Annotated in this window: 20 protein-coding genes; 3 read left to right on the top strand and 17 right to left on the bottom strand. The window is 48.1% G+C overall.

Annotated elements, in window-relative coordinates; all coding sequences use genetic code 11:
* Window positions 1-187 precede the first annotated feature (187 nt).
* The 5 genes from BLT35_RS22945 to BLT35_RS22965 form a co-directional block, all read right to left on the bottom strand.
* The gene (locus tag BLT35_RS22945) at window positions 188-721 is read right to left on the bottom strand and encodes a YceI family protein (RefSeq protein WP_054817004.1); all 534 of its coding nucleotides are present in this window, start codon (window positions 719-721) and stop codon (window positions 188-190) included.
* Window positions 722-942: 221 nt separating this feature from the next.
* Entirely contained in the window at window positions 943-2,238 is a 1,296-nt protein-coding gene (locus tag BLT35_RS22950) for an ATP-binding protein (protein ID WP_217634741.1), read from the bottom strand.
* Between the two features lie 199 nt (window positions 2,239-2,437).
* The gene (locus BLT35_RS22955; protein WP_062410258.1) at window positions 2,438-3,289 is read right to left on the bottom strand and encodes a MetQ/NlpA family ABC transporter substrate-binding protein; all 852 of its coding nucleotides are present in this window, start codon (window positions 3,287-3,289) and stop codon (window positions 2,438-2,440) included.
* Window positions 3,290-3,322: 33 nt separating this feature from the next.
* On the bottom strand, window positions 3,323-3,952 hold the full coding sequence (locus BLT35_RS22960; protein ID WP_054817054.1) for a methionine ABC transporter permease: 630 nt from the start codon (window positions 3,950-3,952) through the stop codon (window positions 3,323-3,325).
* A gap of 25 nt (window positions 3,953-3,977) precedes the next feature.
* Window positions 3,978-4,997, bottom strand: a complete 1,020-nt coding sequence (locus BLT35_RS22965; protein ID WP_074729844.1) for a methionine ABC transporter ATP-binding protein — start codon at window positions 4,995-4,997, stop codon at window positions 3,978-3,980.
* 304 nt (window positions 4,998-5,301) lie between these two features.
* Between BLT35_RS22965 and BLT35_RS22970 the strand changes: the two genes are divergently transcribed.
* The 3 genes from BLT35_RS22970 to BLT35_RS22980 all read left to right on the top strand — a co-directional run bounded on the left by BLT35_RS22970 (window position 5,302) and on the right by BLT35_RS22980 (window position 8,824).
* On the top strand, window positions 5,302-6,126 hold the full coding sequence (locus tag BLT35_RS22970) for a DUF6492 family protein (RefSeq protein WP_062410256.1): 825 nt from the start codon (window positions 5,302-5,304) through the stop codon (window positions 6,124-6,126).
* Entirely contained in the window at window positions 6,123-7,313 is a 1,191-nt protein-coding gene (locus BLT35_RS22975) for a glycosyltransferase family 4 protein (protein WP_074729845.1), read from the top strand. The genes BLT35_RS22970 and BLT35_RS22975 overlap by 4 nt, the downstream gene beginning before the upstream one ends.
* A gap of 131 nt (window positions 7,314-7,444) precedes the next feature.
* Window positions 7,445-8,824 carry a sugar phosphate nucleotidyltransferase gene (locus BLT35_RS22980; RefSeq protein ID WP_074729846.1) on the top strand — a complete coding sequence of 460 codons (1,380 nt, stop codon included), beginning with the start codon at window positions 7,445-7,447 and terminating at the stop codon, window positions 8,822-8,824.
* Between the two features lie 205 nt (window positions 8,825-9,029).
* Here BLT35_RS22980 and BLT35_RS22985 read toward each other — a convergent pair whose 3' ends face one another.
* The 12 genes from BLT35_RS22985 to BLT35_RS23040 all read right to left on the bottom strand — a co-directional run bounded on the left by BLT35_RS22985 (window position 9,030) and on the right by BLT35_RS23040 (window position 23,567).
* Window positions 9,030-10,445 carry an Asp-tRNA(Asn)/Glu-tRNA(Gln) amidotransferase GatCAB subunit A gene (locus tag BLT35_RS22985; protein ID WP_074729847.1) on the bottom strand — a complete coding sequence of 472 codons (1,416 nt, stop codon included), beginning with the start codon at window positions 10,443-10,445 and terminating at the stop codon, window positions 9,030-9,032.
* A 72-nt stretch (window positions 10,446-10,517) separates the two neighbouring features.
* Complete coding sequence (locus BLT35_RS22990) at window positions 10,518-11,786, bottom strand: MFS transporter (RefSeq protein WP_082661036.1); 1,269 nt, start codon at window positions 11,784-11,786, stop codon at window positions 10,518-10,520.
* A 274-nt stretch (window positions 11,787-12,060) separates the two neighbouring features.
* Window positions 12,061-13,743, bottom strand: a complete 1,683-nt coding sequence (locus BLT35_RS22995) for a sigma 54-interacting transcriptional regulator (protein ID WP_254777645.1) — start codon at window positions 13,741-13,743, stop codon at window positions 12,061-12,063.
* Window positions 13,744-13,844: 101 nt separating this feature from the next.
* Window positions 13,845-15,257 (bottom strand): glucuronate isomerase, encoded by a 1,413-nt coding sequence (gene uxaC / locus BLT35_RS23000; RefSeq protein WP_062410251.1) that lies wholly within the window; start codon window positions 15,255-15,257, stop codon window positions 13,845-13,847.
* Window positions 15,258-15,487: 230 nt separating this feature from the next.
* Window positions 15,488-16,954 (bottom strand): alpha-ketoglutaric semialdehyde dehydrogenase GucD, encoded by a 1,467-nt coding sequence (gene gucD / locus BLT35_RS23005; protein WP_074729848.1) that lies wholly within the window; start codon window positions 16,952-16,954, stop codon window positions 15,488-15,490.
* A gap of 29 nt (window positions 16,955-16,983) precedes the next feature.
* Window positions 16,984-18,159: a UxaA family hydrolase gene (locus BLT35_RS23010; protein WP_074729849.1), complete on the bottom strand. Its 1,176-nt coding sequence runs from the start codon at window positions 18,157-18,159 to the stop codon at window positions 16,984-16,986.
* Window positions 18,143-18,460, bottom strand: a complete 318-nt coding sequence (locus BLT35_RS23015; protein WP_062410249.1) for a UxaA family hydrolase — start codon at window positions 18,458-18,460, stop codon at window positions 18,143-18,145. Before BLT35_RS23015 ends, BLT35_RS23010 begins: the two co-directional genes overlap by 17 nt.
* A gap of 19 nt (window positions 18,461-18,479) precedes the next feature.
* Window positions 18,480-19,358, bottom strand: coding sequence for a fumarylacetoacetate hydrolase family protein (locus BLT35_RS23020; protein WP_074729850.1), 879 nt, complete (start codon window positions 19,356-19,358; stop codon window positions 18,480-18,482).
* A 45-nt stretch (window positions 19,359-19,403) separates the two neighbouring features.
* On the bottom strand, window positions 19,404-20,189 hold the full coding sequence (locus tag BLT35_RS23025) for an IclR family transcriptional regulator (protein WP_054816995.1): 786 nt from the start codon (window positions 20,187-20,189) through the stop codon (window positions 19,404-19,406).
* Between the two features lie 36 nt (window positions 20,190-20,225).
* Window positions 20,226-21,158, bottom strand: a complete 933-nt coding sequence (locus BLT35_RS23030) for a U32 family peptidase (protein ID WP_171006010.1) — start codon at window positions 21,156-21,158, stop codon at window positions 20,226-20,228.
* Between the two features lie 288 nt (window positions 21,159-21,446).
* Window positions 21,447-22,505: a TRAP transporter substrate-binding protein gene (locus tag BLT35_RS23035; protein WP_074729851.1), complete on the bottom strand. Its 1,059-nt coding sequence runs from the start codon at window positions 22,503-22,505 to the stop codon at window positions 21,447-21,449.
* Between the two features lie 36 nt (window positions 22,506-22,541).
* Window positions 22,542-23,567: a C-terminal binding protein gene (locus tag BLT35_RS23040; protein ID WP_062410247.1), complete on the bottom strand. Its 1,026-nt coding sequence runs from the start codon at window positions 23,565-23,567 to the stop codon at window positions 22,542-22,544.
* Window positions 23,568-23,572 lie beyond the last annotated feature (5 nt).

Raw genomic sequence — 23,572 nt, forward strand, 5'->3', positions numbered from 1 at the left:
GTGTGTTGTGCGCAAACATCACTTTACCAAGGGAGAAGCTCTTTTTCTATATCCGCTTTTTCCAATTCCTACACCCACGGAGATTTTACACTAACGGCCATCGGCCTTTCCCCGCCGGTATGTGAAAAGACACCCGATAGGGTGCCCTTGATTCACAGGGATCCGGCATGCTGTTTATATATCCATGTCAGGCTTGTTTCGACGCTTCAATCTCAATCGAAACTTTAACCTCGTCTCCGACGAGCACGCCTCCTGTTTCCAATGCCGCGTTCCAGGTTAAGCCGTAGTCGCTGCGCTTCAGGCTGCCTTGACCGCTGAATCCGGCTTTCTCATTTCCCCAAGGATCTTTGCCCTGACCCTCAAATGTAACGGAGAATGTTTCAGGGCGAGTGACGCCATGAAGGTTCAGATTGCCGGTCACATTGTATTCCCCGTCACCTGTTTTCGTGATTTGGGTAGATTGGAAGGTCAGTTTCGGATACTTCTCGATATCAAAAAAATCAGCTGTACGCAAATGCGCATCACGATCATCATTCCGGGTGTCAATACTGCTTAAATCGATACTAAATTGAACGTCAGCGGTTGTCAGATCTGTGGGGTCGGCTTCAATATTCGCTTCAAAGGTATGGAAGGTCCCCTTTACCTTCGCAATCATCATGTGTCTGATCGTAAAATCGATACTGCTGTGCGTAGGGTCGACAATCCATTTTGTTTTAGCCATTGTAACAACCTCCCTATTTTTACTTACTAATAGTTAATATCTAACTATTAGTATGTTAGTATTAATTGTATTCTTTTATCCTTCTTTTGTCAATCAATATTTTGGAAATTTACCCAAAATTATTTTTTTCTGTCTGCGTAAAATAAAAAAACAGCCCGTAGAATCCCATTCCGTGAGGAATGCTGTCTACAGGCTGTAAAAGAGTGATCCCACTCATGACTTTATGATTCGGCTAACGGCAGCTCAACCCTTACTTCCGTACCTTGATTGTATGTACTCTGGATATGGATCGTGCCTTCAAAATGATCCAGAAGCTTCTTTACCATGTAAAGACCAATCCCTTGACCGCTTTTTTCTTGATTGAATTTCCCGTATTTTTGAAACAAATTTTGAAGCTGGTGTTCATGCATGCCCACACCATGATCCTTAATCTTCATCACTACTTTCTTCCCGTCACTGACGGCCGAGAATATGACTTTGGAATGCTCATGACTATACTTTATCGCGTTGCTCAATAAATTCGACAATATTAATTTAAATCCGATGGTATTGTTGAAAAGCTTCTCGTTTCCTTTCAGATCCAGTGTATAAACAAGCTGAATCTCTTGCGTTCTCGCTTTAATACTCATAAAATCGATGACTTCTTGTATACTCGGCAAAAGCCGGATCATTTCTTTATTCCATAATAAGTCGTTTGATAACATCTGTTCCGTATAGATGATATATGAAATTTCATTATCTATAATATCCACGCAGTCGGCAATCGATTTCATCTTTTCTATGCTGCCCGGACTTAGATGAGACTCCGATTTAAGCACCATCGAAGCATACGCTTTGATAATCGTCAGCGGATTGCGGACTTCGTGGGACACCACATGAACAAAATCCAGCTTTTGCTTATATAAATCCATTTCGGATTGCATTTCGGACTGAACCGAAAGGGAAGGAAATATCACCGTTTCATCTGTATTCTTATATAAATTGGAACGAATCAGTTCATTGTCCGTCATCAGGTACTCGTGGCTTCTCATTAACTTCATAAGAAGTGACGCAGGTACACTTTTCGCATCATAGGCACAGACGGATAACAATCCCATTCCGTAAACATTGCTGTCAGCTATCACTTCGTACTTCTCAATCAAATCTGCAATACCTTCTTGTTCCTTCCAATCTACATGGGCCCACGTTCGTATAGAAATATGCTTACTCAAAAAAGGCTGCAGCATTTCACCGAATTGATTCACGATGGTTTGACTGTTAAAATCTCCGTGCGCCCCATAAAAAACGCATCGGTCATAAAAATGCACCTTACACCGTTGTTCATTCGATAGAATCTGCTTCAGCTTTTCCTCAATCAGACGATTTTTCTCTTCGGAGTCAATAAACAGAATATGATGATCGTGTTCCAGACCGGTGACAATATATGAAAGCGCATTATTTAGATAATGCTGCAAATCATCGTAAAAGTATAAAATATGCCCGCCGTTTGATACTTGTAACTTTTTTGTTAATTGCATGATTGAATTTCCGTTCATGTCAGCACCTCATTGTAAAAAAAAAGCTACAAGAATGGGAAAGACAGCGCTACCTGGTTGAATATGTATTTACAAACATTATACAAAAAAATTGTCGATTTTTAAATTCATATTTTCCAAATTTTTGCGCATCCCGACGGCAAAAAAATAAGGCCCCCTCAGCGGAGAGCCTTAATTTTTATTACTTCTTTGTCATCCATTCCGGCTTGGAGAAGCCTTTGAATTGTTCGTCGATCGTTTTCTCAAACTCCGGCGATTGAATCGCAGCTTTCAGATCTTGGGCGAATTGAGTTTCGACATCTTTCGTATTCACAACCAGTACGTTGCGGTAGTTTTCCGCCATGTTCTCCAATTTCAAAGCAGCGGTCAGATCCATCTTGGCGGCAAGTGCAAAGTTGCCCGGTACCGCAGCCAAATCGGCGCTATCTACAGTACGCGGCAATTGAGCGGCTTCAAGCGGTTTAATAACAAGCTTCTTCGGGTTTTGGTCGATATCCTTTTCGGATATTTTCGATGGATCGGCATCCTTTTTGATGGTAACCAATCCGATATCCTGAAGCATAAGCAGCGTGCGGGCCAGGTTGGCCGGATCGTTGGCGACCGTTAACGTGCTGCCTTCTTTGATATCATCAAGCGATTTAAACTTGTTGGAATACAGTCCCATTGGAGCCGTCGGTACACTGATCACTTCTTTGAGATCCAAACCATTGTCCGATGCGAATTTTTTCAAATAAATAATGTGCTGGAACAGGTTGGCATCAATCGAGCCGTTGGCAAGCGCCTTGTTCGGCTGAACGTAATCGTTAAACTCCACAACTTCAATCGTGTAGCCTTTGCTTTCCATAATCGGCTTAATCGCTTTACCGACCATATCGCTGTAAGGGCCGGCCGTTGCTCCGATCTTTAATGCTTTTTTCTGCTCTTGCTTAGGCGCATCGGCGCCATTGTCGCTCCCGGCATCTTTGGTTCCGCAGCCTGCAAGCAAAGATAAAACCAATGCCAGAATCATCATGAGTACAGCATGCTTTCTCATGGTTTCCCTTCCCCCTTTGAAATCATATTTATCTCAACGCTTATCTACTTTACGTGCGGCCCAATCCCCGATATGTTGAATGATTTGAACTAACACGATCAGCAAAATAACCGTTGTAAACAACACTTGATTATCGTACCGGTAATACCCGAAACGAATGGCCAGGTCGCCAATCCCTCCACCGCCGACCGTACCGGCCATAGCGGAGAAGCCGATCAGGCTGATTGCCGTGATCGTCAATCCCGAAATAATTCCCGATTTGGCTTCGGGCAGCAGCACTTCACGGATAATAAGCCACGGCTTCGCGCCCATCGCCACCGCAGCCTCGATAACGCCTTTGTTTACTTCCCGCAGCGATGCCTCTACCAGCCGTGCATAGAAAGGAATGGCCGCCACCGATAACGGAACCGCCGCCGCTGTCGGGCCGATGGTCGTCCCGAGAATCCAATGCGTGAACGGCAGGAGCAGTACGAGCAGGATCAAAAACGGAATGGAACGAATCATATTCGCCACAAATCCTACCACCACATTGAGCGTACGATTCTCGGAGAACAATCCCCGGTCACTGACAAAAAGCAGTATTCCTATCGGTATACCCAACACGATGGCTACGCCGAGCGAGATGCCGACCATGTACAAGGTCTCATAAAAGGCCTTGAGCATATCGGGCAACAATTGAAGGAATTCGCTACTCGACACGGTCTACCACCTCCACTCCGCAGGATCGATCCACCAGATATTGCAGCGCGTTGTCGATCTCCAGGGGTTCTCCTGTCACTTCCATAATAAACGTGCCCAGAGGCTTGTCCCCGATATATTCAATCTTGCCATGCAGGATGTTCGCCTTGATTCCGCTCGCTTTCAGCATGTCATAAATAATCGCTTGTTCAGCCGCTTCATCGCGAAATAATACTTTGACCACTTTCCCGGCCGGATCGAGCTTGTCCCATAATTTCCGGGGCAGTTTGAACTCCAGCGTGTTGGCAATAAATTCCCGGGTCAACGGTTGAACCGGATTGGCAAAAATCTCATAAACCGAGCCTTCTTCAATAATTTTTCCGTCCTGCATGATGGCGACGTGATGACATAAATCCTTCACCACTTCCATTTCATGCGTGATGAGTACGATAGTCAGGCCTAAGGTTTTATTGATATCGCGAAGCAGCGACAAAATGGATTGGGTTGTGGTCGGATCGAGAGCGGAGGTCGGCTCGTCGCACAGCAGCACCTGAGGATCATTGGCTAATGCCCGCGCTATACCTACCCTTTGCTTCTGGCCGCCGCTGAGCTGGGCCGGGTAATGCTCCGCTTTGTCAGCCAGTCCTACCAGCTGCAAGAGCTCGGTGACCCGCTTGTCGATCAAAGATGGCGGTTTCCCCGCAGCTTTAAGCGCGAAAGCCACGTTCTCGAACACCGTTTTGCTGGTGATCAAATGAAAGTGCTGGAAGATCATCCCGATTTTTTGGCGGGCGACTCTTAGCTCTTCCTTCGAAAGCGACGTCAGATCCACGCCATCGACCACCACTTTGCCCGAGGTAGGCTTCTCCAGCAGGTTGATACACCGGAGCACCGAGCTTTTACCGGCTCCGCTGTAACCGACAATGCCGAAAATATCCCCTTTGCGGATGGTTAAATTGACATGATCGACACCGAGGACCATTCCTTTTTTCGTCTTATACTCTTTATGCAAATCAATAAGTTGAATCATATCGTCCCCCCCAAGCAAAAACACCTTTTTCGATCGAAAAAGGCGTCACCCATACGACGTACATCGCTTCCGCTTATGTTCATGTCGATCATACCCGTAATTGTATAATGGTTCAGATTGAATAAATCATACTATTTGCATGAGACCCTGTCAATAAAATATGGATTGGATATTTTGTCTAGAAGCGGCACTTTCATTTCCATATATACCTCACGCCGTCCCTTTTGCCCAAACCATTCCCTTAAAAAAGACATATTATAGTGGAGATCATTTACTACAGTATCAAGCAAATGGAGATGAAGAGATGGGACTTCCAACTCAGAACCCGCCCAAAAGCAAAACCAAAATCGATGTGCTCATCCCGGCGATTGAGAAGGATTCGGGTACACTCCCTTATGTGATTGATGCCATCAGAAAGCATGTAAAGCATCCTATAGGCAGCATTATGATCGTTTCTCCAAACAGCCAAAAAATCAAAAACATATGCCGCCATAAAGGGTGCCGATTTATCAATGAGACTGCCGTCCTGCCGATTACCAAAAAGCATATTCATTACCGTTCCAGGAAATGGGATAAGTCGGGTTGGCTTTACCAGCAGCTATTAAAGCTCGGCGGCGATTCCTTAGGTTCCCAAAAATTTTACTTGGTCATCGATGCCGATACGGTACTGATTCGTCCCCACAGGTTTAGAACCGGTGGCAAAACCGTGTTTTACTGCCGAAATTGGAGCCAGAATGAATATTTCAAAACCTACAAAAAGCTATTGGGAACCAAGGCCTCTTCGCCCGTCTCATTTGTCACCCACTATATGCTGTTTGATAAATCAAAGCTTGCCAAGCTGAAGAAGGCTATTGAAGCCAGACATCATACAAGCTGGTACCGGGCGATTATACGCCAAAGCGACAAGTCCAAACCGTTTGCTTTTTCCGAATTTGAAACGTATGGGAACTTCCTCTACTCCAGATCCCCCGGCCAGCTCATACTTAAGAAGGCTTTGAACAAAAGTTTAAATATGAATGCTTCACAGTTATCCCCGTCCAAGATCAAGAAGCTGGCTAAGAAATTCAGGTCCATCTCCTTCCACAAGCGGAAGTGGTATTCAAGAAAACCTAAGGGACTGGTACAATGACTGCTTATCAAGTGGTATGGAGAGGGCCTGTAAGTAGAGCCAGCGGTCTTGGAATAGCAAGCAGAGAGTATGTTCTTGCTTTGCAGCGGCGAGGCGTGGATGTGAAAGTGGATGTGAAAACGCATCAGTTGACCAGAACACCAAACAGAACAAATACCCTGCTTGCGAAATTCGCACAAAAGCCATACGCCAAAAACAAACCCAAGGTTTTAGTATATCATTATCCGCCAAATACCATTAACCTGAAAAAGGAAAGAAAACGTTACGATTACATCATTTTGAATACCGTATGGGAAACAACCAAAATACCGCGCTGCTGGCTGCCTAATATCAATCAGTTTGATGCCGTTTTCGTCCCTTCGCTTCATAATAAGGTCGCCATGAGAAATAGCGGCGTGAAGGTACCCCTATTTATTGTCCCGCATGGAGTGCATATCCATATTTTTAAGCCGAAGAATAAGAAGCTGCTGTTAAAACAGCTGTCAGGAAGGTTCATATTTGTTTCCATATTTGGTTTCCAACACCGTAAAAATCCCGAGGCTTTATTAAGAGCCTACTGGGAAGAGTTTTCTTCCGCCGATCGAGTCGCTTTAGTAATCAAAACGAATGGATACAGCCGGGTTGAAAAGGAAGAATGGATTAAAAATAAAATTCGCAATTACAAAAAAATGCTTCGAATCCGCAAAAAAACTGCTCCGGTTTCCATTATCACACATCGTCTGAGGCAGCATCAGATGAAAGGGATATATACTCTGGGGAATGTCTTTGTATTGCCTTCCCGAGGGGAAGGCGTAGGCTTACCTTTTCTTGAATCGCTGTCCAGCGGTGTTCCCGTTATCGCTACCGGATGGGGCGGACACATGGACTTCTTGCATTCCGGAAATTCATTTTTCATCCGTTATCAGCTTAGACCTCCGGCGATCAGCATGAATAGCCGGCACTCCATATCACCTACTTTCCGCCATTTGTTCGCACAAAAAGGACAACGCTGGGCGGAAGCGGATATTCAGAGCCTAAAAAGACAAATGAGATTGGCGTATCGAAACCCGGGTCTTTGTAGACAGAAGGGAAGGCAAGGCAGAAGGGATATGCTTAATCAATCTTGGCTCCGTGCCGGATTCACATTAAAACAAGCTATCGAAAAGGTGATCCGAATAAGAAGAAAACGTCTATTCGTCCATGGATGAGCGACCGCCATTATAAGGCAGGTTTACTTGTACTAAAAAAAGATTTCGGCACCGCTGAAAACAATGTATACTTTTTTTATTGTTCAAAAAACAACGAAGATCCTAAAGGCTTCCTGTAAGGAGGAATAGTCTTGCGAATTGTTTTGCTATCCGGTGGTTCCGGGAAAAGACTCTGGCCGCTCTCCAATGAAATCCGATCGAAGATATTTCTTAAGCTGCTGGAATCTCCAGACGGGGTCAAGGAATCCATGATCCAAAGGATTTGCAGACAATTGGAGTCAGCCGGATTGCTTCCATACACATCGATCGTTACTCATCAAAGCCAAATTGAAATTACCATAAATCATATTGGCGACCGCGTTCCTATCATTAGCGAACCTCACAAAAGAGGAACTTTCACGGCAGTCGCTTTAGCCGCAGCTTATTTTCATTCCAAAGTGCATGCCGATGCAGATGAAACCGTCTGTATTATTCCTGTTGATTTATTCGTTGAGGAGTCCTTTTTCCATATTTTTCATCAGATGCCGCATATCCTCAGCCAATCCCAAGCAGATCTCGCCCTTCTTGGAACCACCCCTACTCACGCCTCCAGTCAATATGGATACATTGTGCCGAAGATCCAAAACAAGGCGGAATACTATCCCGTTGCCCAATTCGTGGAGAAACCGGATGCAAACCATGCAAGCTTCCTGATTCAAAAGAACGCTCTATGGAATTGCGGTGTTTTCGCCTTTTCCCTACGGTTTATGCTTTCTTACTTAAGCAGCCGAGGTCTGCCCGTTGAATATGAGGAATGGCTTGATCGGTATGAACAATTGCCCGAGCTTAGCTTTGATCATGAAGTTGTGGAAAAAACCGGTCATACGGTAGTGATCCCCTACGGCGGGACCTGGAACGATTTGGGCAGCTGGGATACATTAGCGAATCATCTTGGCAGCAGCGTCGTCGGTTTAGGCCAGGTGTCAGATGACTCTGTGAATACCCAACTGGTCAATGAGCTCTCCTTTCCCGTTCATGTGATCGATGTATCCGATATTATTGTAGCCGCAAGCGCCGATGGTATTCTTGTCGCCAGTAAAACCAACGCCAATCGAATCAAGCAGCAAGTCAATAGCATCCTGCGACGGCCTATGTATGATGAAAGAAGATGGGGAACCTGTCGGGTATTGGACTACTCGAAAACAGAAAAGGAAACGGAAACTCTGATTAAAAAGATCGAGATGCATGCAGGCAAAAATATGAGCTATCATTCTCACCAAAAAAGAAGAGAAGTATGGACCGTCATTTCCGGATCCGGTGAGCTGATTTTGGAGGGCCGACTCTCCACCATTGAAACCGGCGACGTGATTCAAATCCCCTGCGGGGCCAAACATACAGTGAAGGCCATTACGCCGCTCGTATTCATTGAAGTACAGATAGGTAATGATCTTAATGAAGAAGATATCACACGTGTTGCAGTAACCTGGGAGAAGGCCATCGAGTATGGCAACAAGGGGGAACCTCCCGCATAGCCTTCCGGCCCTACAATCTTTTAAGCGAAAGGGAATGGACATCATCAAAGACAGCAAAGGGACCGCTCCTCCGTCTAAAATAGACATCGGGGCGGTCCCTTCTCCATTGGTTTAGCCGTACTTCTACAAATTCTCCGCCTTGCAAAACTTTTTCAGTGGCATGCTTACCTTACTCTGCCCTTATGAATGCATCCCCCCGGGCTGCTTATTTAATTTCCCATCGTAATGCAGGGATGGCGGCTTCCTTTTCAAAAGCGGCAGCGAATTGATATAATGACGCCTCATCGAAAGGCCTTCCGATGAACTGCATCCCGATCGGTAAGCCCGTCTTTGAAAAACCGCATGGAACCGAAAGGCTGGGCAGTCCCGTCAAATTGGTTGGTCCTGTTAAGCGGAGAAGGGCGGCACGAACCGGCTCGTCCTGTCCGTTGATCCGGATTTCCTTCTGTCCGATATTCGGAGGCAGGATGGGGAGGGTTGGCGTAACCAGCACATCCACATGCTCGAAAACATGACGAAAGGACTCCTGAGCGCGACGGCGAATGTCCTGAGCCTTCACGTATTCATACCCCTTGGCTTCTGCGCTTACCTGCAGCCGTTCCAACACTTCCGGATGATATTTTTCCGCGGAAGAATTGAAGTGCTCTTCGTGAACCGCATAAGCTTCGCTTTGTATCGTTTTCAGCTGTGCCCATGACACTTCGGAAAGAACCGGAATATCCACCGTTCGGATTTCTGCGCCCAGGGTTCTCAACAGATTGATGGCGTCGTCTATTTTGGCGCGGATTTCATCATCAATCAGGTCGTAATAGAAGGTCGATGGAATACCGATCACCTTGCCTCGAATCGGTTCCCCGATATAACGGGTAAAATCTTCTCCCGCTCGCTCCACCGAAAACGGGTCCTCAGGATCGTAACCGGCCAAGATGCCTAGCAGCTCCGCATTATCCTGAACGGTCCGTGTCATCGGTCCGATATGGTCCAGCGTGTAGGCCAACGGATATACTCCGTGTTTGCTTACTCTCCCAAAGGTAGGCTTCATTCCGACAATCCCGCATGCCGAAGAAGGAATCCGGATAGAGCCCCCGGTATCGGTTCCTAAAGCTCCGAAGCAGAGTGCTGAAGCGACGGCCGCACCGGCGCCGCTGCTGGACCCTCCGGTCATTTTGGACGTATCATAGGGGTTGCGCACCGGGCCAAAATAAGAAATATCGCCCGTAGGTCCATAGGCAAATTCATGCGTGTTGAGTTTTCCGATCACAATGGCACCGGCCTGCTTTAGCTTCCGGACCACACTGGCATCCGCATCGGGTATAAAATCTTTGTAAATCGCGGAGCCCATGGTGGTTTTTATGCCTTTGGTATAAATCAGATCCTTTAATCCGACGGGAATTCCGTGCAGCGGTCCTCTGTATTGACCTGCCGCGATTTCGGCCTCGGCTTGTTCGGCCTGTACAAGCGCCTCCTCCGCCGTTACCGTAATGAAAGCATTGAGCACCGGATTGAGGGCATCTATCCTTTTTAGCAATGGGGTGACAATGTCTTTCGGAGATATTTCCTTGCTGCGAAGCTTCTTCGAAAGCGTCGCGATATCGAGCTTTAACAGATTAGAATCGGACATTTGGAATCTCCTCTCACCTTGGATTGGCACCCCCTAGTCGGGGGCTGCCTTGGAATGTGAAATATTCGTCGATTAAGCTGTTTTTTCCCTTTTGCCGGGTTTCACAAAGATCATGGCCACCATCCCTATTCCTGCTGCAACGGCTGCCGCTACAAACATAGCCGTATACCCGCTTGACGCAACCAGTACACCTGTTAACGTAGGAGCGACAATAGTAGCTATATTCGTGATAAAGTGAGTAACTCCTCCAAAGGTCCCCGCTCGGGTAGGTTCCGTATCGATAATAACGGTCCAATACACGGAATTAGGCAAAAAGTTAAACGCATTCCCGATGGCCATCAGAGCAAGCACGGCCCCTACACTGTTTACAGTCGGAATCATCATAAAGCAGATCGCCGTAAGAAGAAGGGAAACAACCGCCAAACCGGAACGGGCGATGCGCAAGCTGCCTGTTTTCCGGCGAAGAGCGTCGGAGATTTTCCCCCCGAGCAATACGGTGACGCAGGCGCCGATCCAAGGGATCATCCCTAAATACCACAAAGAAGATAATTTAAAATCAAAGGTGTCCTGCAAATACTTAGGTGTCCAGGTCAAAATCAAGAAATTGACGTATTGGAAGGCGAAATATCCGATGGCGTTCATGACCAACGTCGGACTTTTAAAGAAATGATACCATGGGACATGTACCTTCGGTCCTTGATTTACGACCTGCTCGGTTTTCAACAAACCGTCGGTGGACCGGATTTCAGCCAACTCCTCCTTGGATACTTTCGGATGATCCTCCGGATTGTCGGTAAACATCTTCATCCAAATCACGACCCAAATGATTCCGATGATACCCAAAACGAGGAACATCTTTTTCCAGTCCATAATGGAAAGCAATCCGACAGCTACCGGGGCTGTCAGCAAAGCCCCCAGCGGCGAGCCGAGCAATCCGAGCGAAGCGGCAAATCCTCTTTCTTTGGGAGCGGCCCAGTTGGCCATCGTGCGATTGATGGTAGAAAAAAGCGGCCCCTCGGACAGACCGAACAACACCCGAAACAGAGCAAAGCCGGCAATGGCGGAACCGCCTAAAAGGGTCATTCCGATATAACCGGCATAAGCGGTCCCAATCTCAAAAACAGACCAAGCCAGCCCCGCCGCAATCCAAACAAACTTCGGCCCCTTCTTATCGGCCAGCATCCCGCCGAACAGCGCCCCGATCATGTAACCGTAGCCAAAGTAACCCAGGATTTCACCCCATGACTTTGGATTAAGACCGAATTCTGCGATAATCGCGGCTTGGGCGTACGAAATCGCTCCACGGTCAATGTAGTTAATAACCGTCATAAATACGATCATGCTAAAAATCAAATACCGGTACTTCAATCCTCTCACTCCTTGTCTTATTAAACAACATTGGTCTGCAAACGCTTTCGACGTAAGCCCAGTGTCGCTTTACCTTTCATTTATAACAAGGCTCTTGGAGTTAAACAATAGGTTGAAAAACAAATAACTATGCAGCATCGCATAGTCATTTTAGTAGAAAGCTTATAAATTCAGGATATTTAGCCATATCCATCGCTTCCTTCTTTTTATGCATTAATGCATAACCGTATATGCAAAGATGCATAATTCATTGCTTTCCCTTCCACCGACTTAACTTTCTGCTTATCGTAGATTGATTTACTCCTAACACTTCAGCGATTTTCGTGGTCGAATGATACCGCTTTTGAGCCAATTGCAGCAATTCTTTTTCCAATAATTCAACAGCATCCTTTAAGGGCATAATCTGATGAATCTGGATACCTTTATGTTCTCTGACATTGACGTTCACATGGTCAGGCAAATGCTCCTCATGAATCCATTCGTCCTCCGTTGTGACAAACAGTCTTTCGGTCATATTTTGCAGTTCGCGGACATTTCCCGGCCAAGCGTATTCCTGCATTTTTTTTAAAACGAGCGGATTAAATTTCTTCTTCAGCCCGTATTTTCGGTTTAACTGGTCTGTGAAATAAAGGATTAAGGGAATAACGTCCTCTTTCCGCTCGCGCAGCGGAGGAATCGCAATGGGAACAACATTCAGCTGGTAATACAGATCTTTTCGGAATTGTCCGGACTGTACCTTCTGCTCGATGTCCTGTGCCGTAGCGGAAATGATTCTTACGTTAATCTCAACGGAAGTGCTCCCTCCCATCCGCGTAATCCTTTTTTCCTGGATGGCTCGAAGCAATTTCACTTGCAGAGCCGGTGGAATTTCATCCACTTCATTCAAAAATAAGGTTCCTTCATGTGCCATTTCCAAGCAGCCTAGTTTCACTTCCGCCGCACTCTCGTCACCAAACAATTCGGTCTCCAGTAACAGCGGCGGAATGGCCCCGCAATGAACGGTAATGAACGGTCCTTCATGACGGTGACTCCATTTATGGATATAAGAAGCCAGCACTTCTTTGCCGATTCCCGATTCACCTAACAGCAGTACGCTTGAATCCACCTTGGCTACCTTTTGCGAGAAAGAAACCACTTTTCTCATCTGTTCGCTCCGGTAGATCATTTCCTTCTCAAATTCCTTCTTGGAGCGCAGGTCCATAATTTCTTTCCGGTAGCTTTCCGTTAATTGCTTAAGCAATTCAATCTCGGCTTGAAGCTGACTAATCTCCGTAATATCCCTGGAGGCATTGACAACACGAATAATACGTCCCTCATCATCTTTAATCGGGGTGCCGACTACCTTCAAGCGGCGGCCTGTCTTGGTCGTTTGAATCATCGATACCTGTTCCTGCTTTTCCAGAACGAGACGGGTAATGGAAGGGTAATACACTCCCTCTCTTTCTAATTCATATACGCTTTTTCCCACCAGTTCTTCTTCCTTGTAGCCCCATAACGTTTCGCACGCGGAACTAACCCTAAGGGTAATCCCCTGGCCATCAGATACATAAATCACATCATAAGAAATATCAAAAATCGCCTTTAAATCGAAATTCAGATTTTTATAAAAATCCAGCTCCTCGACGATCTCCTGTAACTCGGACGCCCGCTGAAAAACCAATACTTCTCCTTCCCCTTGACCCTGTAGAAAAAAGGGAAAACGCTGAGCGGCAAACGCTTCATCCCCCAGCTTAAATTGCATACTTCTTTTTGGATCGGAAGGCTCCATGCTCAAATCCTGGAGTACATCCTGCAAAAATATATCCTTGTCAGACTTAAGTGAAAAGCGATCGGCGGCATAACGATTCATAAGTACAATCCGCTTGTCCCGATCCATAAACATCATGCCAAACGGCAGCAGATCTAAAGCTTCTTGCTCCAAACCTTTCACAAGAACTTCCCCCCTAAACACGGCAATCCCTCGTTATATTCATCCCATGCAAAGAAACAGGCCACCCGCGAGAGTTGGCCTGTTCAACAGGATAATTCCATTTATGCCTTGATCTTGAAGTTAAAATAGTCCTTGGCATTATTATAGGAAATGCCTTGAACAATGCTGCCCAGAAGCTCCATATCATTCGGAACCTCTCCATTCTCAACCCATTCGCCAATCAGGTTGCAAACCAATCGTCTAAAGTATTCATGCCTTGTATAGGACAAGAAGCTTCTGGAGTCGGTAAGCATCCCGACAAAACGGCTCAGCAGTCCGACGTTAGCCAACGTTTTCATCTGCTCGAGCATGCCGTCCTTCGTATCGTTGAACCACCAGGCGGAGCCCAGCTGCATTTTCCCTGGAATCCCGCCGTTCTGGAAGGCTCCCATTACCGTGGCCAGCACATAATTGTCCTTAGGGTTCAAAGAGTACAAGATCGTTTTATGCAGGGCGTTTTCTTTGTCCAAAGCATCGAGCAATTTTCCTAACGGATAAGCAAGTGCGCTGTCGTTGATGGAATCGAAGCCTGTGTCCGGGCCCAGCTTCTCAAACATCCGCGAGTTGTTGTTTCTTGATGCATTAATGTGGAACTGAGTGGCCCAGCCCAGCTCTGCATAAATTTTGCCCAAGAAAATCAATGTATATGTCTTAAACTTTTTTTCTTCCTCTAAGCTAACCGCTCTTCCCTGCAAGGCATAAGCAAAAATCTCTGCCGCTTCTTCTTTGGTCGTCTCGGCATAAGCTACATAGTCCAACGCATGGTCGGAAACCGTACAGCCCACGCTGTGGAAAAATCTGGCCCTTGCATCGAGAGCTGCCAAAAATTGATCGTAGCTGGAAATCGGCTGTCCGGTTACTTGCCCAAGCTTCTCAATCCAAGGCACAAACGTAGCCCGGTTGATTTCCAGCCCCTTATCCGGCCGGAAAGCAGGCAGTACGGCCACGTCAAAATCGTTCTCTTCCTTCAGTTTGATATGATATTCCAGGGAATCGGTTGGGTCGTCCGTCGTGCAAACCACTTTGACATTGGACTTGGTAATCAGATCCCTTGCGCCGAAGCCTTCCCCTTGGAGCAGAGCGTTTACCTTCTCCCAAATCAACGGCGCATTCTTTTCATTAATCAAGTCATGGATGCCGAAAAAGCGCCGGAGCTCCAGATGGGACCATTGGAAAAGCGGATTTCCAATCGTCATCGGTACGGTTTTGGCCCACGCCAGGAATTTATCATAGTCGCTAGCATCGCCGGTAATATACTTCTCTTCTATACCGTTAGCTCTCATAACTCTCCATTTGTAGTGATCTCCGTTCAACCATACTTCCGTTATATTTTTAAACGTTTTGTTCTCATATATTTCCTGAGGGCTCAAATGGCAGTGATAGTCGATAATCGGCATTTCTTTTGCATAATGATTGTATAAATGGACTGCCGTTTCGTTGTTTAACAAGAAATTTTCATCCAAAAATGTTTTCATAAACATTCCACCTCTGCCCTTTTTAGATTAATGTTCACGTGTGCTTTAATAGTACTTCTTTTATCACGCAATTACAATACAAAATTGTTCACGTTAACATTTTTTTCGGGAGATTTCTCTTCGGGCTGCAAATGACTTTAGCTAAACGGCTTTACCTATGAGAAAAAGAGGCCCGGATTCGCTTTTCAATCGCAAACCCGGTCCTCTATTGCTGTACCTATGAGAGCTTTTTATGGTTTAACAAATACCGTTTTGATGGAAGTGAAAAATTCGATTGCCGCTTGACCCTGTTCACGGGAATGGGAGCTCGATTGTTTCATTCCGCCGAACGGAGCCTGCAGTTCTACGCCCGCGCTTTCCGCATTGATACGGACGAGGCCCGCATCGATATCCTTGATGAAATTGAGCATGTTCGCGATATCGCGGGTAAATATGGACGCGCTGAGACCGAACTTCACGTCATTGGCGATCTCTATCGCTTCCTCAATGGTATCTACCTTGATCAAAGCAAGCACAGGTCCGAAAATTTCTTCCTGCGCGATGGTCATGTTAGTCTTGACGTTCTCAAATACCGTTGGCTGTACATAGAAGCCATGCTCCAAGCCTTCTCCTTCAGGTCGGCTGCCGCCGTAAAGAAGAGTGGCCCCTTCTTCCTTTCCTTTTTGAATATAAGAAAGAACGGTATCCAATTGGCTTTGGCTGGCGCAAGGGCCCATCCATGTATCGCTTTGCAGCCCGTGACCGACTTTGATTTCCTTCACTTTGGCCAGAAGCTTTTGTTTGAATTCCTCATATACGGCGCTTTGAACGATAACACGGCTGGTGGCCGTACATTTTTGACCGGTAGAGCGAAGACCTCCGCTGACGGTCGCATCCACCGCAAGATCCAAATCCGCATCCGCCGCCACGATGACCGGGTTTTTACCGCCCATCTCCAGCTGATATTTGGCACCGCGTGCAAGCGCACCCTGTCCGACCAATTTACCCACGTTGTCGGAACCGGTGAAGGTAATGCCGTTAATATCGGGGTGATCGATAATGCCCTGACCGATAACGGAACCGTTGCCTGTAACCAGATTCAAGACACCTGCGGGCAGTCCTGCTTCCGCCATGCACTCGATCACTTTCGCCGCAGTGACAGCCGTTTCCTGGGCCGGCTTGAGCACTACGGTATTTCCATATACGAGCGCCGGCGCCATTTTCCAAATCGGGATGGCCACAGGGAAGTTCCAAGGCGTGATGACGCCTACAACTCCAAGCGGAACGCGTGTAGTGAACATCAAAGCTTCCGCATCCGTAGACGGGATAACGTCACCGTTCTTACGCATGCCCTCACCGGCATAATAACGCAAAATCGCTATACCGCGGGCGGTTTCGCCCTTGGCTTCCGGGAACGTCTTGCCCATTTCCCTTGTCATGGTTTCCGCTACTTCATCGAGGCGTCTTTCCAAAGCATTCGCCATCTTATACAGATACTCTCCGCGCGCCGGGCCGGACAGCTTTCTCCACTGCGCGAAGGCCTTTTTCGCAGCAGCTACGGCACGATCCAGGTCTTCTTTGCCGGATTTTTGAATGTAGCCGACAATTTCATGCTTGTTCGCGGGGTTAATGCTCGCGTCCGTCTTGCCCATGGAGGCGGCAACCCACTCTCCATCGATATAGTTCAAATAGGTTTTGGCTTCTGTTTGTACGGTCATGGTCTATTTACTCCTTCCGAATAACAAATTTAGAATGTAGGTCCGATGCGCCAGATCCCGAAATCATGCTGCTTTAATATTTCCGCTTTGGTCAGCTTTCCGGAGCACACCTTGGAAATTTGATCCATAATCCGCTGGCCGACCGAGTCGATCGTTTCCGTGCCTTCAATAATCGTCCCTGCGTTAATATCGATATTCTCGCGCATTTTATTGAAGATCGCCGAGTTCGTGGATATTTTGATCGTTGGTGCGATCGGAGAACCTGTTGGCGTCCCCCTTCCTGTAGTAAACAGCACGATTTGCGCTCCGCCGGCGACCATTCCTGTTAACTGCTCGATATCATGGCCTGGCGTATCCATCCAAACCAGTCCCTTGCGGGTCGGCCGCTCGGCATAATCGATCAGCTCCTGAAGCGGCCGGGTTCCTGCTTTATTCGCCGCTCCGAGCGATTTTTCCTCAAGAGAGCTCAGCCCTCCGCGGATATTGCCCGGACTCGGATTGCCGGTACGGATATCTACGCCCATCGTAAAGGCGCGGTTTTCCATGGCCTGAATGACTTCATAGACCCGCTTCGCCACTTTGTCGTCAACGGCACGATTCGCAAGCAAATGCTCGGCGCCGATCAGTTCCGTCGTTTCCGCCAGAATCGAAGTGCCTCCGCAATCGACAATCCGGTCGCTGACGAATCCGACCGCCGGGTTCGCGGATAAGCCGGAACAGGCATCTGAGCCGCCGCATTCGGTACCGACGATAAGCTCGCTGAACGGAAACGGCTCGCGCATGAGCTCAGAGGCGTCCTGCACCATTTGTGCCGCGATTTTTGCGCCCTGGGCGATGGCAGACAGGGTGCCTCCGTGGTCCTGGATCGATACAAGCTCGACAGGCTTGCCGCTCTTGGCAATTTCACCGGCAACGCTGCGCGCTTGATGCGTTTCGCAGCCCAGTCCAAGTACGACAACGCCGTAAACGTTAGGATTGGTCCCCATGCCCACGTAGGTTCGGAAGGTTTGTTCATAATCGACGCCGACCTGGGCGCAGCCATGCTGATGAATGAAGGATACCGTGCCCTGCACAAGCTCCGTAATTTGCTTCGCCGCTTGAGTGGCGCAAGTAATGGTAGGTAATATCAGCACATGGTTGCGTACGCCTACACGTCCGTCCGGACGACGGTATCCCCAAAATGTCGGTTCAGGTTGATTGGCCAAGCTTATCACCTCTTCCTCGTTTGCCTTCCAGGTTATGCACATGCACATGCTCGCCGGCTTGAATATCTTTGACGGCAACGCCGATGACCTCGCCGTATTTGAGGATATCCTGACCCGAGCTGATCGGTAAGACGGCGAATTTGTGGCCGAACTCGATCGCCTGCCTGAGCTCGACTTCAAAGGTCTTATCCTGACATGTGACCTGAAGAAGCGCTCCAGCCGGTACATTCTCCAAAGCGACAGCGACGTTGTCCTGCGGCTTCATCATAATGACCTTGTATTTGGCCTGTGTCGGTTCCATTCCGATCCCTCCACTCCGCTTATGGGCGTTTTACGAAGTTCGTCAGTACACCGATACCGGAGATTTCATTCTCAATGCGGTCGCCATCCTGCAACGTGAACTCATTGGGGGGGACGATGCAGGTTCCGGTAAGAAGGACAGTGCCGTCAAAGATTTCATTATCTCTGATCAGGAAGGAAACCAGCTCTTCGAGCTTTCTCTTTAACTGCCCGGTGCTTGCCGTACCATCTACAACCTTCTCATTGTTACGGTAAATCCGGCAGGCAATTTCGAACTTGTACGGATCCTCCACCGTTTCCGCCAAACGGATCGACGGTCCGATGGAGCACGATCTTTTCCAAAGCTTCGCCTGCGGAAGATAGAGCGGATTCTCCCCTTCGATGTCACGGCAGCTCATATCGTTACCGACGGTATAGCCGAGAATCGTACCTTTGCTGTCAATGACAAGGCCGAGCTCGGTCTCCGGAATTTGCCAGTTCGAATCGCTGCGCAGGTAAACATCGTCATTGGGCCCCACGGTCCTTGCGGCAGTCGATTTGAAGAAAATTTCCGGACGCTCCGCATCGTATACTTTATCGTAGAACGTCGTTGAATCCAGCTTGCCGCCGGTAGCCTCATAATTTCTCGCTTCCTTGCTCCGGGCATAGGTGACGCCGGATGCCCATACTTCAGGGGCTTCAATCGGCACCAGCAGACGAAGGTTCTCGAACGCCGTTGGCAGCGGGCTGCCGTTTTCGATCTCACGCAAAACGAGCTTCAGCGGGGTCGTTCCCTGTGCATTAGCGGCATCCACCAGCTCTATAAAACCTTGATACGGCAGCGCAAACACTTGATTCTCATCCGTTAAAGCAGCAACCGTAGGTACATCAGACTCATTTAAAAATCGAATTATACGCATGAAATATGCCTCCCAAGTTGGTATATAGTGAACTCCTTCATATCCCTAGAGCACTTCTTTGCCATGAAATGAAGGAATGCCGAATCCCATCTGTTCTGAAATTTCCTCCGCAGCCTGCTGCAGGGATTGTACGTGCTCCATCAACTCCGCATCGCTCACGCGTGCAACGAGCGTTGACATACTGATCGCAGCGATCACCTGCCCCGAATGATCCCTTACCGGAACGGCAATGCAGCGCACTCCCGGCTCATTTTCTTCATTGTCTACGGAGTAGCCCTGTCCACGTACCTTTTCAAGCTCTTGCATAAAATAAGATTCGCTCATAATGGTTTTCGCGGTATGTTGCCTGTAAACATAACCTTTCAGTAATTGCTTTAACTCCTTCGGCTCTTTATAGGCGACGAGCACCTTGCCAACCGCACTGCAGTGGATTGGAATTCGTTTGCCGATACGCGAATAACGGATGATCGCCTTCGAACCTTCGACTTTATCGATGTACACGCCCTCTTTGCCGTCCAGAATGACCAAATTCGTCGTCTGGCCCGTGATGTTCGATAAGTGGATCAGGTGCTTTCTTACAACGTTCCGAATATCGAGATTATGCATGACGATGGTCCCTCTCTCGAGCAGCTTCATGCCCAAACGGTATTTTCCGTTCTCGGGGTTTTGTTCAATATAGCGATGAACCTGAAGCGTTTTTAAGAGAGAATGAACGGTACTCTTGTGCAGAACCATGCGGTCGCTGATTTCAGTGATTTTCAACTCGGTATCATACTCATCGAACAAATCCAAAATCAAAAGTGCCCGTTCTACAGCTTGAATCATCGGCATGTTTATTCACCCTTTTTACGGAAACCTTTCATTTGTTTACTTCTTCACAGGGACACCCAAGCCGGCGGCGCCTTTTTCCGATGTTCGCAATTCGGGACTGTACCGTTTGATCATATCCGTTCCGATTTTTGCGCGTCTCACGCGCTCTTTGCACAGCGCAATCGAGGTTTGCTCCAAATGGGTGCCGGAAGGATAAATGTTAGGCGAGTTGCGCAATCCGAACTTAATATAGACGGGAGCAGCCACACGGATGATTTCCGGAATTTCGTAATGCCGGATAAATCCGCCGATATCGTCCGGAACTTCAACATAAATATCAATCGGAATATCAACGGCCTGACGAATCGCAGCAAGGCGGGCCAGGGTAAGATCGGTCGGTACGTTGTAGGTATCCGCCCCTATGCTTTCGATCAGTTTAATGGAAACCGGGTTCGCCTGCGCCATTTGCACGGAAATTTTCACGACCAAATCTTCCGGCAGCTCGCCCTTCTTTTTGAACTCATTGACAAGCCAAAGCAGCCCTTCATCCGCTACGAGAATGCCGCGAATGCCCGCATCGCACGCACGCTTGATATCCTCGATCGAATAAACGAGCTGATCCATGCTTTCCACGCGAAGACCGATGACCTTGCCGGCACTCGCCCAAGGCATTGCTGTGGTATCCCACGTACCGCGAGGTCCTACAAACAAGCTGACCTCCAAGTTTTCGCGCTTGCCGATTTCCGCCATTTGCTTCAGTTCGTCATCCGTCAGCAGCATGATGCCGCTGCCTTGAGACACGCGATGAATCAACACATCATATTGCTTGCAGGCTTCGATGACTGCCTCAAAGGAAGCGGGTCCTTCCACGCTGGGAATTTCAATCCGGTATTGGGCGCCATCCGGAAATGTCTTTGTGGAGGACGGCAGATCATGAAGGTCACCACGCGGGAACCCAAGCTGTTCAATGACATCACGAGTTTTTTGCAAGAGTCGCATCTCCTTTATAAACGTATTCATGTTCTTATCCAAACCATCTTTCCATGGATCCCGGCCTGTGGCTTAACGGCGTTGCATTCATGGAAGACGGTTCCGATCCCATGACCATTCCTTCCGTTGTTGTCCCTGGTTTCGGGAAGCAATACAGATGGGGAGACCGTTGTTCCAGCTCCCCCCACCTTGACCATGTCCATCCTTGAAATAATTGGTGCCTCTTCCATTTCAGCCGTTACCCAAGTAAGGCGGCTGCTTAAGAAGAATCATCACTTGGGTTGCGTCTTATTTCCCGCGCACTTTATTCACTTCATCGTACATTTCTTTGACCAAAGCTTCACCTAAGTCTTTGGAAAATTTATCGAGGACAGGCTTGACGATTTCCTGCATCTTCTCCCGGTCTTCCGGTTTCACCTCATTTACTTCTATGCCCTTAGACTTCAGGTTTTCCAGCGATTGCTTATTTTGCTCCCGGTTCTTTTCACGTTGGAATTTACCCGCTTCTATGGATGCTTCTTGCAAAATCTTTTGTTCATCCGGTGTCAGACCGTCCCAGAACTTCTTGCTGACCAGAAATACAAACGGCGTATAGACGTGATTCGTCAAGCTCAAGTATTTCTGCACTTCATAGAACTTGTTGGATTCGATCGTCGGCAGCGGATTTTCCTGGCCGTCGACGGTTTTCCCCTCCAATGCGCTGAATACTTCGGAGAACGGCATCGGTGTCGGATTTGCCCCTAGAGCACTAAATGCTTCGATATGCACTTTACTTTGAAGGGTACGGATCTTCAGTCCCTGAAAATCCTCCGGCGCAGCAACCGGTCTCTTGCTGTTGGTCAAATTGCGGAACCCGTTCTCCCAATAAGTTAATCCGATAAGTCCCTGCTGCGGCAGCATATCGAGTAATTTTTTCCCTACGGGTCCATCAAGCACGGCATCCGCTTCTTGCTCGTTATTAAACACGAACGGATAGTCAAACACGCCGAATTCTTTCACCATCGAGGTGAGCGGTGAAGTGGATGGAATGGTGATCTCCTGCGTTCCGGATTTTAACGCATTCGTCATTTTTAAATCATCGCCCAGTTGAGCCGCAAAGTAAGTCTGCACCTTCATGCTGCCACCGCTCTTCTGTTCCACCAGCTCGGCAAATTTCTTAAGCCCTTGGCCCTGCGGATGATCCTCATTCAAACCGATTCCCGCTTTGAGGGTACGCGTTTGTTTGGCCGGCGCTCCCCCCGCCTGACCGCCCGCTTCCTGGGTCGCCGTTCCCCCGCCGCCGCAGGCACTAACGACAAGCAGGCTGGGCAGTGTAATGCCGATCATCGCTTTTTTGAACCAATTCATGTTTGATTCCCCCATTCTTATTTTTTGTTTATCGGGTTAAAGGCTCTGGTAGCGCTGCTCCGGCCGGGAAGGCTTCAGCTCTACCCGCTCTTTCACCTTTTGGTTCACCAGATACTTCGGATATTCGCCGGCAATCAATACGTCGACTACGCCCATAGCCGCTTTGGAGCGCATCTCCGCCGCCGCTTCTTCGGAATACCATGCCGCATGAGGCGTAAGGATGACGTTATCCATCGAAAGAAGCGGATGATCCTTAGGAATCGGCTCTTCTTCCACCACATCCAGCGCTGCTCCGGCAATCTGCCCTTTGGTCAGGGCGTCGACCAGCGCTTTCTCGTGAATGACCGGTCCGCGGGAAGTATTAATAATAATGGCATCCTTCTTCATCCGGGCAAATTGCTGCTCCCCGATCATCCCGCGCGTGGCTTCCATAAGCGGGGCATGCACGGAGATAAAATCGGATTGGGCGCACAGCTCATCCAGCTCGACCAGCGCAACCCCCTTCTCTTCAGCCAAATGCTTCGGAAAATAAGGATCATAAGCCAGGACCTTCAAGCCGAGCGGCTTTACTTTTTCCGCCAGCATCTGAGGGATTTTGCCGAAGCCGACTAAACCGATCGTTCTTCCGCGAAGACGATAAATCGGCTGTGTGACTTTGAAATCCCATTTGCCGTTTTTCACATGATGGTTGGCCAGCGTGATTTTTCGGGTCCAGCTCAGAAGCAGCGCCAGCGCATGGTCGGCCACTTCATCCATACAGTAATCCGGTACGTTGGCAACGCAAATTCCTTTTTCCGTAGCCGCATCGAGATCAATCGTGTTCACGCCGACGCCGTAGCGGGTGATCACCTTGCATTTCTCGAGCGCCTCGATCACCTTGCGGCCAATCGGCGCGTATTGGTTGATGAGCGCATCGGCGTCACGGCATGCCTCGATCACGTCTTCCTCGGTTTTGCATTGGGCGGAAACCAGTTTGATGGAGTCGTGGCGAAGCAGCACGTTTTCCTCAAACCGCAGATCTGCGTATTCCCAATCGGTAACGACAACTTTCCATTTTTTCATCTCTT

Origin of the sequence: Paenibacillus naphthalenovorans, assembly GCF_900099895.1 — a bacterium.
Classification (GTDB): domain Bacteria; phylum Bacillota; class Bacilli; order Paenibacillales; family NBRC-103111; genus Paenibacillus_G; species Paenibacillus_G naphthalenovorans.